Genomic DNA, 19399 nt, shown 5'->3' with positions numbered 1-19399 from the left:
AGTCAAATAGCATGAAATTACGACACTGTATCACACGATAACATCATCAGTGCTGCCTCTGAGAAAAAAAAGTTCCCAAACAGTATCGGCTATATTACCATGGCAGCGAAACCGGGTTTATGTTTAGGGAATTTCACCTGCTTGTCAGACGTAGCATAGGAGTCAACAATGGTTCAATCATCAGCGGAACAGAGCCTTATATCCCCTCACATTCTCGTCATTGATGATGAGTCGCGCATACGTGACGCGTGTAGAATGGTCCTTTCCTCTATGGGATTCTCTGTCGAGACTGCGTCAGATGGTGTTGAAGGACTTAACATGATAGAAGACCAGCATTACGATATCCTGCTTCTTGATCTCATGATGCCCAAGATGTCCGGTTTTGAGGTTCTCTCAAAAGTTAAAGATATTGACCCTGATACCGTGGTGATTGTAATCACAGGATATGCAACACTTGAACACTCTATTGAGGCAATGAAAAAAGGGGCTTTTGATTTTATCCCAAAACCATTTACCCCGGATCAACTTCGAGCCGTTGTAAGCAAGTCCTTACGATATACCCACGCCCTGCAGGATATAGCCACCAGTAAATCCAGGATGCGTGTTATGGTCAATAGACTAAAAGATGGTGTGCTTACCACAGACACAGAAAAGCGCATTGTCCTTGCAAATCCAGCTATGAGGCACATGATTGGCTACAAAGGAGGCAGCCCGGTTGGTTTGCTCGTTGATGAGGTCATCAGTGATGAGTCGCTCCTCCATTCAATTGAGACTACACTCTCAATGCCTCCAGGAAAATATACTGAAATCACCCATGAAATCGTCATCCCGCACGCTGTCACCAATGAAGAAAAAATATACAGTGTGGTGTGCTCCCCTTTTCGAGGCCGCACCGATCAAAATCTTGGTACCATAACAGTTCTTCACGATATCACAGCGGTAAAACAGATGGACCAGATGAAATCAGATTTTGTATCAATGGTTTCACATGAAATTCGCAGCCCGATCAATTCCTTGCTGATGCAGCTTAAAATTGTTCTTGACGGGCTCGCCGGTGAGGTTACCGATAAACAACGAGAAATTCTAGGACGCGCTTCAGACAAGATGCTTAATCTCAATAACCTTGTGACTGAGTTACTTGATCTTTCCCGGATAGAATCGGGGCTGGTTGCCCACGAGAAAGAGAGCGTTGATATCGCCGCCCTACTCAATGAACAGGCAACATTTCATCAACCCTATGCCAGCAAAAAAGCGCTGCAGATCACCCTTGAAATAGACGGGAAATTACCAGCAATTCTGGCAAATCCACGACATTTGGAAGAAGTTCTCTCCAATCTCATTACTAATGCGATTAAATACTCCCCGGAAGGCGGGTCAATAAAGCTTCTTGCCGGAGTAGAAGACGATTATCTACAGCTACGTATTATCGATTCCGGTTTTGGTATAAGCGAAGAAGATATTGGAAAAATTTTCACACGGTTTTATCGGGTAAAAGATCAAAACACCCGCACCATTCATGGCACCGGTCTTGGCCTTGCCATTGTAAAATCAATTATAGATTCGATGCATGGAACGATCACAGTGCAAAGTGAAATTGGCAAGGGCACAGAATTTACTATTATGCTACCGGTTAACGGCCACTGAATTACGACAGTCTGCTTTATCAAGGACGAAAAAGACCTCCATTGCATTTTTCGCAACCAGACATTTTCGCCTTCTATCGTTTCATCAAATCAGAAATGTAGCGGACTAATCTTTCCACTAAGGTATATGGCATTTCAAAAATCTGATTATAAACGCCATGGCCTGACGTCTCCCCAGTATTGCCCACCTTAAAATCAGAGTAGAATTTCTTCCCGCACGATGGACAAGCCATCAGCATACCACCTATTTTTTTCGGGAACCGTAATCGTTGCCCGCACTCCGGGCAGTCTTTTTCAATATGATCTGACATGCTTAAAAAATAAACTCGTAAATAATTGCAGCTTTATTACCTCTTCATAGTAGCCTTCTCTTCTAGGAGGCTGTCCGACAATGGCCTTTCGAAGTCTACGCTATCTGCCCAAACTCTTCGGAATTTTCAAAAAATAATGCTCGCAATATCATCTATATGGCTTTGCTTATTTTTTGTAAATGTCTCGATTTTAACCAAAATTCCTATTCTCGGACAGCCTCCTAGTTATCATCCTAATACAGTCGACACGTAAGACATATGTACTTCTCTACATTTTTTCGTATTGATCAAATATGACACTTATTCAAGCCCTAGAACCAACCGTATCAACACCATCTCCTGCTCAGATAATTCAAATTCAAGAATGGAGAGATCTTCCAGCATATGTTGTTCATCACACGTTCCGGTAAGAAAAACAACTCTTGACTGATTGAGAAATCTGAAGAAAATCTGCGGCGCCGTCTTACCGTGCTTTTGAGCTATAGCCTTTATTGCATTACTACTAAGAACATGAGGGTTGGCAGTCAACGTCCAGAATGATTCATAAAACATACCTTTATTAGAACAAAATTCACGCAATTCCTTATCGTATCCGGTTTCCTGGTAAAAACGGTTTTGCAGAACAACAGGCTTTACCTCCACATCTTCGTACAATCTTTCCACAAGAGCAAGATCATAGAAATTACTTATTCCAAGCTGATATACCTGCCCACTGGCGACAATTGACTCCATGGTTCTCCAGGCTTCGAGCGTCTGCTCATAATCGCGCATTGGTGAATGCAGGATCAGCGTGTCGATATATGAAGTTTGAAGATTTTTGAGAGACACCTCAACGGATTGATTTACCTGCTCAGTTACCGAGGCGTTCACAGTGTACGGAACCGATTTCGGATCCTGCCCGTCAATTGCAGTATATTTAGTCTGCAGGTAAATTTCTTCCCGTCTAATTCCTTTTCCCAGTACCCGCTTCAAGGCGTCTCCTACCTGGGACTCATTATAGTGTCGTGGCTGGCAAGCTGTATCTACCCCTCTAAATCCTGCTTCAATCGCTTTTACAACAAGATTGGCTGTCCGCTCTTTTTTCCAGGCTGTACCATAAATGCACCACGGAATTACTCTACCTGTCGATGTTAAAAATCGGTTATTTGTATTCATAATCATCCATTCAGAGCATTATTCTATCTGTTTTTATTATCACACTACCGGTCAGACCATACGGCAAATTCATTCCCGCTTGGTTCCATAAAATGGAAACGCCGACCACCAGGAAAAGGAAATATATGCAGAACAATTTCCCCATCTGCCTCCTCAATTTTCTGCTGTGTCTTTTCAATATCCTCACTATAAAAAACGATGAGTGCAGAGCCGTTTTTAGTAGATGATGCACGCTCAGACTTATAGAATCCGCCGTCTATACCTGCATTGGAAAATGCGGTGTATTCATGACCATAATCAGTAAAATCCCAGCCGAAAACCGACACAAAAAATTCTTTTGTAGCAACAAGATCATTTGCTGGAAATTCAACATAATTAATTTTTTCGTGTTCTCTCATGGTGTGTCTCCCAAAACATAAACAACAGCGTAAACGAGTAAAAAAAAATGGAGAATGTCATCAACATTCTCCATTTTAGCTGATTTAGATTTTAAAGGTCACCCCATCAGGTTCTCTTTTCGAGGGGAATATAACTTCTCGTGTTACTGCCTGTAAAAATCTGGCGAGGCCTGGAGATACGCTGCTTATGGTCATGAAGTTCACGCCAGTTAGCGATCCAGCCCGGCATCCTGCCGATAGCAAACATTACTGTATACATATTAAGTGGGATACCGATGGCTCTCAGGAGAATACCGCTATAGAAATCAACATTAGGATAGAGATTGCGTTCTTTGAAATAACTGTCGGCAAGGGTTTTCTCTTCAAGCTCACGAGCAATATCAAGAAGGGGATCCTGCATATTGAGTTCTTGCAGCACATCATCGACAGCTTTCTTCAAAATAATAGAGCGCGGATCGAAGTTCTTATACACTCTGTGTCCGAATCCCATCAACCTGAACGTATTGTTCTTGGCCTTGGCCATATTGATATAATCTGTTACAGGCCTTCCCGATGCCTGTATTTCCTCAAGCATCTGGATTACTGCAGTATTTGCCCCACCATGTAATGGTCCCCAAAGCGCACAAACACCTGCTGACACTGAACTGAAAAGATTGGCACGGGAACTACCTACTACACGAACTGTGGAAGTTGAGCAGTTTTGCTCATGATCAGCATGGAGAACAAGAAAGAGATTCAGCGCTTTTTCGATTACTGGAGATGGAATATATTCCTGATACGGGTCAGAAAACATCATGTGCAAAAAATTCGCACAGTAGCTGAGATTAGGGTTGGGGTCATTAAATGCTTTTCCTGCAGCCATACGAAATACCCATGCGGCTATTGTTCGCACCTTGGAAAGCAATAATGCTGCTGATTTATCAAATCCCTTGCCCGAAGTATGCACTTCCAGAATATCCGGATGAAAACAGGAAACCATATTCAACATAGCTGAAAGAATAGCCATGGGCGGTGCGTCGGAAGGCAAACCGGAGAAATGGTGCTTCAAATTAGTATGAAGAGGAGCATGCTCTTTTAGAGCACCGGAAAAGCTGCGCAGCTGATCGGCTGTAGGCAATTCTCCATAGAGTATGAGATACGCTGTCTCAACAAAAGTTGCGTTCTCCGCGATATCTTCAATCGGATATCCACGATATTTAAGAATACCTTTAGCACCATCGACAAATGTAATATCAGAATAGCAGGAACCCGTATTTCCAAAGCCCTCATCCATCGTTATATAGCCGGTTTCTTTGCGCAGGTTGGTTATATCAATACACCGTTCGCCTTCAGAACCTGTGTGAATATCATACTCATACTGCTTACCTTCAAGAGTCAGGACTGCTTTATCGCTCATATCGTCTCCCATGTTGTGGGTTTAAGAAAAGCAACGGATTTTCTATTGTATACTTCTTATTTGATAATGATTTATCGATAAAAATCAACACATATCTTGGGAGAAGATCGTATGCAACACCTTGGATTAAAAAATAATCAGCAATAGCAAACAGTCAAAGTTACTCAACAAACACAACTACCCACCCACCACATCCCTGTCAAACAATGGCCGCAGGTTTAGTATGTAGGCAATTCTAGCCTTTTGAGTCCTCATTCCCGGATGTCTTCTCCAGCGCCCTATCAACAGCGTCAGCGATAGCCTTTGCATGAACTTTACCTGCAAAATGGACCGGACTTTTTCCATAAATCGGATCCCAGCCTGCAGGGTTTGCAGAACAAAAAAACTGCGACTCTATACCCATCTTTCTGGCACCATCATCAACAGGTGTACCAATCACCCTTTTTGCCGCCTCCCAACTTGCAGCACAGGAGGCCCCACGGACTACCCGAATATCTGAAATCACACTGTCAGTTATATCCACTTCATATTCAGGAGCACCGAACATTTCGCCATATTCTCCCAGACCAACCTGCCTGGAAAGACCACATCATGTCGGTGGGGTTAACACCCACTTGCTGGGAATCTTCTTACCTGAGGATATCACAGGAGTGTTCTGGGTATGACAGAGTGCAACAAGATCATGTGACAGATCTTCGTGTTTTAAAAAATCAAGCACCAGATCAGCGTCAATCTTTTCAGGGAGATATTCACTGCTATCATCTACAACCGGTGGCAAATCGATATCAATAGAAACAACGTCGATTTCTATTTTACCTTTCGCATACTGACGAATTCCAGCTACCTTACGTTCACCACTTCCATTCTGCTGAAACACAGTAATCTTCTGAGGATGTTGCCTGGTTTTGCTAGTATCGCTCATTTCAGAATTTCCTTATTCATATATCAAGACGAACCCAACGTGTACAGTACCTGTTTGTTATCTCGAGCATTTTCTTTTTATTGAGCAATGCATGAATTACGACATGGAACTCTCCGTCTCCATCCCTGTAGATTACCATGCCGGACTCAATTGCCTCAGCCTCATCTCCACGTGTAATTCTCATCGGATTACTGACCTCAACGACGTCGAGTTCATCATCCTGATAGCGGTAGTAAGCCATTTGCGCCATAGCATGAAACTCATGTTTTGACTGGGCTTCCATGCTCGCTGTCAATGTTTTTATATATCCTGGTTCCTGAATAGCCTTATCAGGAACCAGGATAACACTTACAGCTTCTACTTCAAGATTATCAAACGATATGCGTATGGTGTCTTTCTCCACGGCTAACAGCGTCCTTGTCTCGATAGTTTATTGATAAAAAATGGGGAATTGGATCAAAAAATCCAACTCCCCATTATACGCTCTTTAGTGCAGTTTACATCATTTTCTTTTTTTTCTGATTCACTTCTCTATACGAACTGCACAAACCTTGGCCTCCATGATTTTACTGATAGGGTCCAGAGCATCATTGGTCAGCATATTTGCAGCAGCCTCTTTATAATGAAACGGGATAAACACCACTCCTGGAGGAACAATTTCAGAGACCCTGATCGGCAAAGAAATTGCGCCTCTTCTCGAACAGACATTCACCACATCCTGATCTGCAACATTAAGCTTCGCTGCATCAATCGGATTAACCTCGATATATGCTTCAGGAGCTACCGCATCAAGCCCTTTTGATCTTCTAGTCATTGTTCCGGTATGATAGTGGAACAATTCACGACCAGTGGTAAGCAAAAACGGATATTCCCTATCCGGCAATTCATCAGATATAACCTGAGGCACAACAGTAAACTGGGCTTTACCACCTTCTCGTGGAAATACACCCTTAAACAGATACGGCGTACCTGGATGAGTAGAATCCGGACATGGCCACTGCAAACCATCAACTCTAAGGCGTTCATAGCTCATTCCGGCCATATTAGGCCATAGCTTTGCTATTTCAGCAAATACTGCTTCCGGGTCAATCGGCGTAATTTCCTGCCCCTTCATTCGACAATAGATTTCATTAAAGATATCTAAATCTTCACGTGCCTCACCGGGAGATTCAATTGCAGGACGAACCTTTTGAACTCGTCTCTCCGAGCAGGTGAACGTACCAGTCTTTTCCGCAAACGAGGCGCTTGGTAAAACGACATCAGCCAGTGCGGTGGTATTTGTATTGAATATATCCTGCACAACCAAAAAATCGAGGGTCGCAAATCCTTTAACAGCATGATTAGTGTTCGGATCTGAAAGGGCCGGGTTTTCACCATAAATATACATGCCCCGTATCTTGCCTTCGAGCATTGCACTGGTCATCTCTGATGCGGGCATCCCTAAATCACCTGAAAGAGCTGTTCCCCAGGCTTCTTCAAATTTCTTTTGAACCTCAGGATTATTCACCTTCTGGTATCCTGGATATACATCAGGCAGACAACCCATATCACAGGCGCCCTGAACGTTATTCTGCCCCCGAAGCGGATTAACGCCGGCACCAGGTTTACCAAGATTGCCGGTCACCATTGCCAGATTTCCAAGGGCATACACGTTATTGGTACCCATCACATGCTGGGTAATACCCATTGCATAGTAAATTCCTGCATTTTCCGCTGAACCATAAATCCGTGCGGCTTCCCGAATATCATCAGCAGGAACACCTGTTACCTGTTCAGCAAATTCAGGGGTGAAATCTTTTAGAGAATCTGCAAACTCTTCATACCCTTCAGTTCGCTCGGCAATGAATGCTTTATCTTCAAATCCTTCCTGAAGGATCACATGCATAATTGAGTTAATAAGCACTGAATCAGTACCGGGTTTTTGCCTAAGCCAAAGCGTTGCAAATTTTGTAAGCGGTATCTTGCGCGGATCTGCAACAATCAGTTTCGCTCCTCTGCGCACCGCCTCTTTCATACGAAGCGCGATTATCGGATGATTCGCAGTAGTATTTGAACCAATAACCAGAAGTGCTTTGGCATCTTCAATTTCAGCAACAGAGTTATTCATTGCACCAGAACCAAATTTTGCGGCCAGACCGGTCACAGTTGCACTGTGTCAGTAGCGGGCGCAGTGATCAACGTTATTGGTTCCTATCGCCGACCTGAACAATTTCTGAAACATGTAGTTTTCTTCGTTGGTACACCGCGCTGAAGAAAGGCCACCAATAGAATCAGGACCATACTGCTCTTTTATTTCTGAAAATTTCGATGCCACCAGACGTAATGCCTCATCCCAGCTGGCAGGCTCAAGTTCACCACCCTTCTCGCGCCTGATCAGTGGCGTGGTTAATCGATCTTCACTATTGATAAATTCAAAACCAAACCGCCCTTTCACACAAAGCCAGCCACGGTTATGATTGTCCGATCGCGATGTTACTCTGGTTACCTCATTGCCCAGCGCATGTATCGTAATATTACAGCCACAGCCACAATATCCACATGTTGTCTCGGTAGTCGTAATGCCTTCGTGACGGGGGTGACCTTCCCACATCTTTGCCGACAAAGCACCTGTCGGGCAAACAGATACACACTGACCGCAGAACTCACAATCAAGATCATGCTCAAAAGGCGAACATACCTTGGCTTCAAAGCCTCGGTTTGCATAGCCTATGGCAGTTACTCCCTGCACTTCATCACACACCCTTACACATAGCCCACAGAGAACACATTTATTCTGCTCACGAAGAATAAACGGATTCGCATCAACACGGTTGTGGTCACGCATTTCACCTTTGAAACGATTCTCTCTAATCTGGTATTTGTAGGCGAGTTCCTGAAGGGTACAGCTCCCGGCCCGAATACAGACCATACAATCGTTCGGATGATCAGAGAGCAATAATTCAACAGTTGTCTTTCGCAACCGCTCAAGATGATCAGTTTGAGTACGGACCACCATCCCTTCCTCTGCAGGAGTGGTACATGAAGTAATCGGACGACGCATGCCTTCAATTTCAACTATACAAAGCCGGCAGCCGCCGTGCGGTTTCATACGTTCATCATAGCAGAGCGTCGGCATATCAATCTTCAACGCCTTTGTTGCCTCAAGAATTGTAGATCCTTTCGGAACTTCGACCTGCGTATTATCTATAGTTAACGTTATCATTGCGTCTACTCCTTGAGCACAGCGTCGAATTTACATGCGTCAAAACAGGCTCCACACTTAATGCATGTGTTCTGATCGATGACATGCGGCTGTTTTTTCTCGCCGGTAATGGCATTAACGCCACAAGCGCGCACACACATCCCACAGCCAACACACTGGTGCTCTCGAATAAAGAACGTGAGCAGCGCATTACAGGTCTTTGAAGGACACCGCTTATGGTTAATATGTGCCTCGTACTCATGTCGGAAGTATTTAATTGTACTTATGACCGGATTTGGCGCAGACATCCCCAGGCCACAGAGACTTGAATCGCGAACATCTTCAGCTAGCTCCTGGAGCAATTCAATATCACCTTTCTTACCCTCGCCTTCGGTTATGCGTGTGAGGATTTCTAATAAACGTTTTGTGCCGAGACGACATGGCACACATTTACCGCAGGATTCTTCCTGGGTGAAGGCAAGAAAAAACTTGGCGATGGCAACCATGCAGTCTGTCTCATCAAGCACTACCATGCCGCCTGACCCCATCATCGAACCTATAGATTGTAAGCCTTCATAATCTACAGGAAGATCGATAAACTGCTGAGGAATACAACCACCGGAAGGACCACCAGTCTGAACAGCTTTGAAAAGTCTGTCATCTTCAATACCGCCGCCGATATCGTAGATAATCTCTTTCAAAGTCATACCCATAGGAATTTCTATAAGACCAGTATTTCGTATTTTCCCGGTGAGAGCGATAACCTTGGTCCCTTTGCTCGTTTCAGAACCAATTGAAGCAAACCACTCAGCCCCCTTATTAATAATGGGAGGGATATTCGCCAGCGTCTCGACATTATTGATAATCGTTGGTTTCCCCCAAAGTCCCTTATTGGCAGGAAACGGCGGTTTTGCACGCGGCATACCTCGATCACCTTCAATAGATGCGATAAGTGCAGTCTCCTCACCACATACAAAGGCACCTGCACCCAGCTTCACTTTAATATCAAAGTTAAAATCAGTGCCGAAAATATTTTCGCCAAGATATCCCTTTTTGCGAGCTGCATTCAGAGCGGTATGCAATCGGTCAACAGCAAGCGGATATTCTGCACGTATATAGACATATCCAATGCTCGCTCCGATGGCATAAGCGCCGACTATCATACCCTCGATAACAGCATGCGGGTTGCCTTCGACAACAGAGCGATCCATAAATGCACCGGGGTCACCTTCATCAGCATTACAGATGATGTATCGCTGGTCAGCTTCAGTGCCGGCGCAAAAGCTCCATTTAACACCTGCCGGGAATCCGCCACCACCTCTACCACGAAGGCCGGAATCTTTTATTGTGGTGATAACGTCCGCAGGGCTCATCTCACTAAGCGCCTTTCGCGCGCCTTTATATCCATCTACAGCCAGATATTCTTCAATAGACTCGGGATCAATCTTACCCAGGTCCTGAAGGATTATTTTCTTCTGTTTATCATGGAAGGTGTGATAATCATCGCCCACCAGCCACTCTTTGACTGGCTCACCGCCAATGACATGATCACTGACCAGACGCTTGACCATATTGTCTTCAATATACTGGTAGGTGGATGTTTCACCGTCGATTGTCACATCAACAAGCACATCACGGGCACAGAAGCCACGACACCCAACCTTATGCAGCTTACAGTTTTCAATAAACGTCGCATCTTTAATGCCGGCTGCATCAAACTCCTCTTTCAGGGCCGTCATCACCTGTTCGCCACCAGCTGCAATACCGCCGGTGCCCATACACACATTGACAGTTATTTTGCGATCCACGCGCTATTCCTTATAGGGTTTGATATTTTTGACCATCTTATCAGCACTTTGTTTGCCAAAAACTTTATCATTTACAAGGACAACCGGCGCAATACTACATGCACCTACGCAGTTGACATTCTCAAGGGTGAACTGCATATCTCTGGTAGTCTGAGCATCTCCTTTGAGCTTTAGCTCATCTTTTAGTTTGCCAATAATCCGTTCTGCACCTTTCACATGACAAACTGTGCCGGAGCACACTGTAATGATATTTTTTCCACGAGGGCTAAGGTGAAACTGAGAGTAAAATGTTGCAACCCCATAATACTTTGCGGCTGAAACTCCTGTTCGTTTAGCAAACCATTCAACGGCCTCTTCATTAATATATCCTAGCTCATTCTGAATATCCTGAAGGATGGTGATAATGTTGTCACCACGTACGATACTTTTATCATATATTTTTTCCAGAACATCTTCCATCTGCTTTACCAAACGTGACATGATCGACTCCCATTTTAAAAACCCGCAACTACACCCACAACCCTCAAAATGCCACATTGTAGCACTATAGCTACTATAATCATACAGGAATCGATCTCCAAAGTATTTCTCGCCAACCGGCACAAATCCTTAGCCTTTCGCACATTTTGCATATGTTGCAAATCTCAAAACAACATTAACTATAAAAATTAGCCTCCTAACAGCGCTATTCAAAAAAAGAACACTCCAACCATTTGGCCTGAATACTTTGAAAAAAGTTGCTAACCGCGGGAAAATGAGATAGTCTGCTTTGCGATCCAAATAGCACCTAAGGTGAAATAAATTATATGTAATTCACCACTAAAGGCATCTGCCCCATTATCTACGACCGGCTTGTCACCCTTATAAATATTTATTTAGAAGGAATCTCGATTATGGCTGAAACGGCAATAAAGCTTAAAGGAAAAGCCGAAAGATCTTTTTTGGACGACATTAAAGACCTGCTACCTGAAGGCAACCTCAGTCTTTGTCTTACCTGTGGACTCTGTTCCTCGGGCTGTCCTGCATCGGGACTTGAAGGCATGGACCCAAGAAAATTCTTACGCATGCTGGTCCTCGGCATGGACGAAGAAGTTCTCAAGTCAGACTGGCCGTGGATGTGCACGATGTGTCAACGCTGTGTCTATGTCTGCCCTATGAAAATCGATATTCCCCAGATGGTTTTCAATATCAGGGCTGCCCGTCCGCGAGACGAACGACCCAAAGGTATTCGTAACTCCTGTGACGTAGCCGTCCAGAGTGAATCAAAGAGTGCCATGGGAACTCCCACCGAAGACTTTATCTTCGTGGTCAACGATGTTCTCGAAGAATATCGCGAGGCACAACCTGAATTTGCAGACATGCAGGCCCCTATAGATAAAGAGGGCGCTGAATTCTTCCTCAACCAGAACTCCAGAGAGCCAATGACTGAACCTGATGAAATGGTTCCACTCTGGAAAATTCTTCATCTCGCAGGCGCTGACTGGACATACAGCAGTACAGCATGGGCTGCTGAGAACTACTGTCTCTTCCTGGCTGATGCAGAAAATTGGGAGCATCTGGTTCGCGCCAAGGCTGAAAGAGCCGATAAGTTGAGGTGCAAGACGTACCTCAACACGGAGTGAGGCCACATCACATTTGCAGTCCGGGCCGGACTGAAAAAATTCAATATCAAGCACAACTTCGAAACCAAAAACATCTACGAATATTACGCCAAGTGGATCAGAGAAGGTAAGTTGAAACCTAATTCTGACTGGAATAAAGATCTCGGCATCAAGTTTACCGTACAAGATCCCTGCCAGATCGTTCGTAAAAGTTTCGGTGACCATATCGCTGATGAATTCCGTTTCGCTATCAAAGCAGCTGTCGGTGAGGAAAATGTCATCGAAATGCATCCTAACAAATCCAACAACTATTGTTGCGGCGGTGGTGGTGGATTTCTCCAGTCTGGTTTCAAAGATCAACGACTGGAGTACGGAAAAATTAAAGACGACCAGATTAAGGCAACAGGGGCGACATATTGTATCGCAGGCTGTCACAACTGCCATGCACAGATTCATGAACTGTCGCATCATTTTCAAGGCCATTACCAGGTCGTGCATTTTTGGACAATACTTGCACTGTCTTTAGGTATACTTGGCCCCAATGAGCGAACGTACCTTGGTGACGATCTCAGGGATGTTAATGTATTTCATCCTGAATCAGCACTCTACTAGGAATGGCAATGGATAAAATCTCTCAGGAGGTTGCCTGATAAGCGTTTCACAGAACGTTACAGGCATAATCCTGAAGTTTTTGCGGCTAACCGTTGAACTTTATACAACATAACTAGGTTTTACTATGCAGCTCACAAAACAGCAGATCGACTATTGCATGGAGTGCGGGGTATGCACAGGCAGTTGTCCCATAAGCTATGACCGCCCCGGTTTTTCACCACGTCAAATGATAAAGAAAACCCTGGTGGAGCCTGATGGTGATATCCTTGAGTCAAGTGATATCTGGGCCTGCCTGAGTTGTTCAAGATGCAGCGACCGTTGTCCGGTAGGTATCGACTTCCCTGAATTTATTCGTTCCTACAGGGCCAAAGCGATAGCGGTCGGCAACCTTCCCCGTAAAAGTCATCACGGAATATTTCAGACTATAACCTCCCTGCAGACAGGCAGCCTCACACAGAATCGCATAGCCTGGGCGCAGGAAAGCGGCAAAATACAGGAGAAAGGCGATTATTTCTTTTTCGTCGGCTGCCAGCCTTACCACGACGTCGTTTTTGAGTATCTTGATCTGCAAATGATCGATAGCGTCAAATCGATTCTTACGATACTCAATAAAATGGGTGTCGAACCTGTCGTGAGTAATGATGAAAGATGTTGTGGACACGATTCGTTCTGGGCTGGTGATGAAGAGCAATTTGCTAAACTCGCCAGGAAAAACGTCGAAACCATCAAGAATTCCGGTGCGAAGACAGTTATCTTCTCCTGCCCTGAAGGATATTCGATTTTCAGAGAAAGCTACCCTGCCATTGTCGGTGAACTTCCCTTTGAGATAATCCATATATCTGAATTCCTTGCTCGGGAACTCCCAAAGGCTGACATCACCTTTACTAAAACAGGCAATGGCTCTGTGACATATCACGATCCATGTCGCCTCGGTCGAAGGACAGGTATCTATGAAGAGCCCCGTCAACTGATAGGCCTGGTACCGGATACTGAATTAAAAGAGATGGAGAACAACAGGGAAAATGCTGTCTGCTGCGGCACTACTGCCTGGATGGAATGTTCTTCGTGTTCTAAAACTATGCAGATCAAACGACTGCAGGAGGCACAACGTGCCGGAGCACAGACAATAATTACAGCTTGCCCAAAGTGTCAGATTCATCTGTCGTGTGCGAAGTCAAATACGGATATCGATGTTGAGGTCAAGGACCTTTACGCCTACCTTTCAGAGAATATATAGTTTCGGAGAAATTTGATGAGCTCAGCAAATCCTCAAAGCGTTCAAGGCTCGGTCGTAGTAATCGGCAGCGGTATTGCCGGAATGCAGACGGCACTCGACCTCGCAGACTCGGGTTTCTATGTCTATCTGGTTGAAAAGTCAGCCTCCATTGGCGGAGTCATGGCCCAACTGGACAAGACGTTTCCCACTAACGATTGTGCGATGTGAGTAATCTCACCGAAACTGGTCGAGGTCGGCCGGCACCTGAACATAGAGCTTAAAACATTATCAGAGATCAATTCTGTCACCGGAGAAGCAGGTAACTTCGAGGTCGAACTGATCCAGCATCCCCGATACGTTGATATGGACAAATGTATCGCCTGCGGGGAATGCGCAGTAAAATGTCCTAAAAAAGTCACTGACCCGTTTAATGCAGGCCTCGCCAAGAGGAAATCGATTTACGTCGATAACCCTCAGGCAGTCCCACTTAAATACGCCATTGACGCTGATAGCTGTATCTACTTTAACAAGAATGGTAAGTGCGGTTTCTGTGCGAAAATCTGTCCTGCCGATGCTATCGATTTTAATCAGAAAGAAGAAATCGTCAAATTGCAGGTTGGTTCTGTAATTCTTGCACCTGGTTTTTCAGCTTTTGACCCATCAGATCTCGATACATACCAGTACAGCAACTACAAAAACGTTATCACCTCTATGGAGATGGAACGTATCCTGAGCGCCACCGGCCCATATCAAGGTCATCTGGTACGCCCTTCTGATGGTGTAGAACCGAAAAAAATTGCCTGGCTGCAATGCATAGGGTCACGCGATCAGAATCGTTGCGATCACGGTTACTGCTCCTCAGTATGTTGTATGTATGCGGTAAAAGAAGCCGTCATTGCCAAGGAACATTCACATTCTGACCTGGATACAGCCATATTCTATATGGATATGCGTACATATGGTAAGGAGTTTGAAGGATATTACGATCGCGCCAGAGAGGAACAGGGCGTTCGTTTTGTACGTACGCGAGTTCACTCCATTGTTGAAGATAGAGAAACTAAAAGCTTAAGCATGCGGTATGTCAATGACTCAGGGAAAACCCTGGAAGAGACATTTGACATGGTCGTTCTCTCTGTAGGCATGGAGACACCAAAAGAGGTGATTGAACTTGCCGGTAAGCTGGATATCGAACTCAATAATGATAATTTCGCTAAAACCGACTGCTTCTCTCCCGTTAAGACTTCAAGAGACGGAATATATGTCTGCGGCGCCTTTCAGGAACCTAAAGACATTCCATATTCAGTAATGGAAGCAAGTGCTGCAGCCTGCTGGGCAGAAACAGATCTGGCAAAAGCACGTGGCGAACTAACTAAAGAAAAGACCTATCCTGTAGAAAAAAATATAACCGCTGAAGAACCTAAAATCGGTGTTTTTGTCTGTAATTGCGGAACCAACATTGGCGGAATCGTTGACGTCCCTGCAGTAGCCGAGATGGCAAGAAAACTCCCCGGTGTCACATACGTCGAAGAAAACCTCTTCACCTGCAGTCAGGACAGTCAGATGAAGATGAAAGAGGTTATCGAAAAAGAGGGGTTGAACAGGGTTGTCGTTGCAGCCTGTACTCCGAGGACACATGAAGAACTGTTTCAGGAAACAATGCGTGATGCAGGCCTCAATAAGTATCTTTTTGAAATGGCCAACATTCGCAACCAGTGTTCCTGGGTCCATAGTGATGATAAAGAGGCAGCAACGACTAAAGCAAAAGATCTTGTACGCATGTCAGTTGCCAGAACCAGACTTATCACCTCGCTTAGCCAACCATCGATCGGTGTCGATAGAAGTGCACTTGTTATAGGTGGTGGAATTGCAGGCATGACAACTTCTCTTGGCCTTGCCGATCAGGGTTTCGCCGTTCATCTGGTTGAGCAGCAAAAAGAACTAGGCGGTAACGCCCGCGTTCTTGCTAAGACCTGGCAGGGAGAATCGATAAGCGAGAATCTTGGTGAGATGATCGCAAACGTAGAAAACCATCCTGCTATTACTGTCTACCCTGAGACAACGGTTGCAGCAGCATCCGGATTTATCGGTAATTTTGAGACAACAGTTAATCAGAGCGGTAATGACATCACCCTTAAACACGGAGCGGTAATCGTTGCTACTGGTGCAGTTGAAAGCGTCCCCACCGAATATCTATACGGAACAGATGATCGGGTAATGACCCATCTGGATCTTGATAAGGTTATTGGCCAGGGAGGCAATGAATTAACAACTAACGCCGAATCGGTTGCATTTATTCAGTGTGTAGGCTCACGCGAACCTGACCGTCCATACTGTTCGAAGGTTTGCTGTACGCATTCAATTAAATCCGCTATCAATTTTAAGGATGCGAATCCTGAAACCAATGTATTTGTAATATACAGAGATATCAGGACATATGGCCGCAGAGAGTTGTTATATAAAGAGGCCCGTGAAAAAGGTGTTATCTTTATACGTTACGACCTCGACACCAAACCTGTAGTCAACTCCTCGGATGAAGGTCTAACACTTACTGTTAAGGACCATATCCTTGAAATGGATATAGAGATTAACGTAGATCTACTTGTACTCGCCTCTGCAATTGTACCACGAAATAATGAGCCGCTTGCCCAGATGTTTAAGCTCTCATGCAACAGCGACAGCTTCTTTAACGAGGCCCACGCCAAGTTGCGACCTGTAGAATTTGCAACAGCCGGTATTTTCCTTGCCGGTATGGCGCATTACCCGAAGCCTATCGAGGAATCGATCGCTCAGGCAGCAGCTGCAGCTTCAAGAGCAGCAGTCACCCTGTCAAAAGACCAGATAACGGTTGAAGGCGTCGTCTCCTATGTGCAGGACTTTATGTGCCGCGGTTGCGGAGAATGTGAATCAGCCTGTCCTTTCAACGCTATCAGTGTCATTAAGAGCGACGAGGGTGTTCAGATTGCAAACGTCCAGGAAGCGCTTTGTAAAGGTTGCGGTATGTGCGCAGTAGCCTGCCCGACCGGTGCTGCTTCAATACGGCACTTTGGCGATAAGGAAGTTCTGACAATGGTTGAAACGGCGTTTGACCGATAAATATATTTTAAGGAAGAAAAAATGTCCGTGGAATTTAAACCGAACATACTAGTCTTTGCCTGTAACTGGTGCGCTTACTCAGCGGCGGATCTGGCCGGTGTCAGCAGGTTCCAGTATCCACCTACTCTCCGCATTGTACGAGTGATGTGTTCAGGGCGAATAAATCCGAACTTCATCCTCGAAGGGTTTCAGAAAGGAGCCGATGGTGTTCTGGTCGCCGGATGACACATCGGTGACTGCCATTACCTGGACGGTAATGTAAAGGCTGAAAAAGTTTTCGGATCTGCAAAAAAACTCGCTGGTCTGGTCGGTATCGACCCCAGACGTGTTCGTCTCGAATGGATATCTTCGGCTGAAGGTACGAAATTCGCTGAAGTGGCTACAAGCTTTTCAGAAGAGATTGCATCTCTGGGCCCTCTGGCTGTAGAAGAAGCGGCCTAGAATATTTTTTATATAGGTGCGAAGAAAAAGGCTTTTTCATCGTACGTGATAACTGCCTTAACAGGAGGTAGCTAGTGAACAAGGACATGCTTGTTATTGGTGGCGGTATTGCAGGAATACAGTCATCTCTGGATCTGGCCGAAATGGGCTTCAAGGTACATCTGGTGGAGCGTTTACCGAGTATCGGCGGCAAAATGGCCCAGCTCGACAAAACGTTCCCCACCAATGACTGTGCCATCTGAATACTCTCGCCAAAGATGCTTGATGTCGGTCGACATCCAAACGTAGAATTAATGGCATATAGCGAGGTTGAAGAAGTTTCCGGTACTGCCGGATGCTTTAAAGTAAAGGTGCGCAAAAAAGCCCGTTACGTTGATCAGGACAAATGTACTGGTTGTGGTGCATGCACAGAGAAATGCCCCACGGATGTGCTTGATCTATACAACGAGAAACACTCGTACAGAAAAGCTATCTACAGCTGGTTTGCCCAGGGAATTCCATCCACTCATGCTATCGATACCGATCATTGCAGGGTATTCAATGGTAAAAAATGTGGTATATGCCAGAAGAAATGTGAAGCAAACGCCATTGATTTTGACCAGGTAGATGAGGTTGTCGAACTGGATGTCGGCGCTATCATAACATCTGTTGGCTATGATGTGTTCGACCCGATCAAAATACCTGAATACAGATATCGTGATCTGCCGAATGTAATCACCGCGATGGAGTTTGAACGATTTCTCAGTGCCAGTGGACCTACCCACGGTCATCTCAATCGGCCTTCTGACATTATTGTCAATTCAAAGATCAAGGATCTTGAAAAAATTGAAAATCGTTCAACCAAAGCACTTGCACGACTCGAAGAGAAAAACGGTAAGAGTTCAGCCGAATTTTATGCAGAGTACGAGGCAAACGGATCTGGAGGTGACGCTACCCTTGATCAATGGGCTGACAAATACAAAGAGTACCAGAATCTTGTTAAGGAACTAACTACTCTTAAAGAACAGGCTGCGACATTCAGCACCGCCAGTAAGCTTGCATTCATTCAGTGTGTCGGCTCCAGGGATCTACGGTTCTACCCCTTCTGCTCCGGCTTCTGCTGTATGCACTCAATCAAGGAAGCGATCATTGCCCATGAGCATGACAACGACACCACTTCTACCATCTTCGGCATGGACATCCGGGCGGTAGGAAAAGGTTTCGACGAATACAAGGTGCGTGGCAGCAACAACTCCAATATCACTTACAAACGCAGTCGCGTAGCTGAAATTGTCCGCGGTGACAATGACAATCCTGTCCTTGTTTATGAGGATACTCAGGAGCAAAAAGTCATGCGCGAAGAATTTGACATGGTTGTACTTGCAACAGCCTGCTCACCAACCAAAGGTATGCAGGATCTTGCGGATATTCTCGGAATCGAAATTAATAAATTCGGCTTCTTCAAAACCAGCCGTGATAAACCTCTTGATACTTCAAAAGAGGGAATATTCGTCTGCGGATGTGCCCATTCACCTATGGACATCCCCGAGTCTGTCGCCCAGGCTTCCAGTGCAGCGTCACGAGCAGTACAGGTTGTGACTCGCGAAAAGCTCCTTGAGGTATCTTGATAAAGGTATAAATGG

The 19399-nt window shown here is 45.1% G+C and carries 15 protein-coding genes; 7 read left to right on the top strand and 8 right to left on the bottom strand.

What is annotated here, in order from left to right; genetic code table 11:
• The first annotated feature begins 168 nt into the window (after nt 1-168).
• The gene (locus FCL46_RS08580) at nt 169-1644 is read left to right on the top strand and encodes a hybrid sensor histidine kinase/response regulator (RefSeq protein ID WP_136807381.1); all 1476 of its coding nucleotides are present in this window, start codon (nt 169-171) and stop codon (nt 1642-1644) included.
• A gap of 610 nt (nt 1645-2254) precedes the next feature.
• Here FCL46_RS08580 and FCL46_RS08575 read toward each other — a convergent pair.
• The 8 genes from FCL46_RS08575 to FCL46_RS08540 all read right to left on the bottom strand — a co-directional run bounded on the left by FCL46_RS08575 (nt 2255) and on the right by FCL46_RS08540 (nt 11294).
• On the bottom strand, nt 2255-3109 hold the full coding sequence (locus FCL46_RS08575) for an aldo/keto reductase family protein (RefSeq protein ID WP_136807380.1): 855 nt from the start codon (nt 3107-3109) through the stop codon (nt 2255-2257).
• 44 nt (nt 3110-3153) lie between these two features.
• Nucleotides 3154-3507, bottom strand: coding sequence for a VOC family protein (locus tag FCL46_RS08570; protein WP_136807378.1), 354 nt, complete (start codon nt 3505-3507; stop codon nt 3154-3156).
• A gap of 106 nt (nt 3508-3613) precedes the next feature.
• Complete coding sequence (locus tag FCL46_RS08565; RefSeq protein ID WP_136807376.1) at nt 3614-4903, bottom strand: citrate synthase; 1290 nt, start codon at nt 4901-4903, stop codon at nt 3614-3616.
• Between the two features lie 235 nt (nt 4904-5138).
• On the bottom strand, nt 5139-5825 hold the full coding sequence (gene dfsP / locus FCL46_RS08560) for a DUF166 family (seleno)protein DfsP (protein ID WP_275942856.1): 687 nt from the start codon (nt 5823-5825) through the stop codon (nt 5139-5141).
• A 16-nt stretch (nt 5826-5841) separates the two neighbouring features.
• A complete protein-coding gene (locus FCL46_RS08555; protein ID WP_136807374.1) occupies nt 5842-6228 on the bottom strand; it encodes a hypothetical protein in 387 nt (128 codons plus the stop codon).
• 120 nt (nt 6229-6348) lie between these two features.
• Nucleotides 6349-9027 (bottom strand): formate dehydrogenase subunit alpha, encoded by a 2679-nt coding sequence (gene fdhF / locus FCL46_RS08550; protein WP_136807372.1) that lies wholly within the window; start codon nt 9025-9027, stop codon nt 6349-6351.
• A gap of 5 nt (nt 9028-9032) precedes the next feature.
• Entirely contained in the window at nt 9033-10784 is a 1752-nt protein-coding gene (gene nuoF / locus FCL46_RS08545) for an NADH-quinone oxidoreductase subunit NuoF (RefSeq protein ID WP_136807441.1), read from the bottom strand.
• Between the two features lie 33 nt (nt 10785-10817).
• On the bottom strand, nt 10818-11294 hold the full coding sequence (locus tag FCL46_RS08540; protein WP_167505865.1) for an NADH-quinone oxidoreductase subunit NuoE family protein: 477 nt from the start codon (nt 11292-11294) through the stop codon (nt 10818-10820).
• 413 nt (nt 11295-11707) lie between these two features.
• Between FCL46_RS08540 and FCL46_RS08535 the strand changes: the two genes are divergently transcribed.
• The 6 genes from FCL46_RS08535 to FCL46_RS08510 all read left to right on the top strand — a co-directional run bounded on the left by FCL46_RS08535 (nt 11708) and on the right by FCL46_RS08510 (nt 19384).
• Nucleotides 11708-13027: a (Fe-S)-binding protein gene (locus tag FCL46_RS08535; protein WP_136807368.1), complete on the top strand. Its 1320-nt coding sequence runs from the start codon at nt 11708-11710 to the stop codon at nt 13025-13027.
• A 124-nt stretch (nt 13028-13151) separates the two neighbouring features.
• Nucleotides 13152-14264 carry a (Fe-S)-binding protein gene (locus FCL46_RS08530; protein ID WP_136807366.1) on the top strand — a complete coding sequence of 371 codons (1113 nt, stop codon included), beginning with the start codon at nt 13152-13154 and terminating at the stop codon, nt 14262-14264.
• Nucleotides 14265-14279: 15 nt separating this feature from the next.
• Nucleotides 14280-17336 (top strand): FAD-dependent oxidoreductase, encoded by a 3057-nt coding sequence (locus FCL46_RS28615; RefSeq protein ID WP_153307123.1) that lies wholly within the window; start codon nt 14280-14282, stop codon nt 17334-17336.
• Nucleotides 17337-17357: 21 nt separating this feature from the next.
• Nucleotides 17358-17777: a hydrogenase iron-sulfur subunit gene (locus FCL46_RS08520; protein WP_167505864.1), complete on the top strand. Its 420-nt coding sequence runs from the start codon at nt 17358-17360 to the stop codon at nt 17775-17777.
• 74 nt (nt 17778-17851) lie between these two features.
• Nucleotides 17852-18019: an FAD-dependent oxidoreductase gene (locus FCL46_RS08515; protein WP_045707864.1), complete on the top strand. Its 168-nt coding sequence runs from the start codon at nt 17852-17854 to the stop codon at nt 18017-18019.
• 51 nt (nt 18020-18070) lie between these two features.
• Nucleotides 18071-19384: a 4Fe-4S binding protein gene (locus FCL46_RS08510; protein ID WP_167505863.1), complete on the top strand. Its 1314-nt coding sequence runs from the start codon at nt 18071-18073 to the stop codon at nt 19382-19384.
• The last annotated feature ends 15 nt before the right edge of the window (nt 19385-19399 follow it).

It is taken from the genome of Desulfosediminicola flagellatus (genome assembly GCF_005116655.2).
GTDB lineage: Bacteria > Desulfobacterota > Desulfobulbia > Desulfobulbales > Desulfocapsaceae > Desulfopila > Desulfopila flagellata.
Note: the sequence above shows the minus strand (reverse complement) of the source record. Positions and strands in the feature narration are given on the sequence as shown.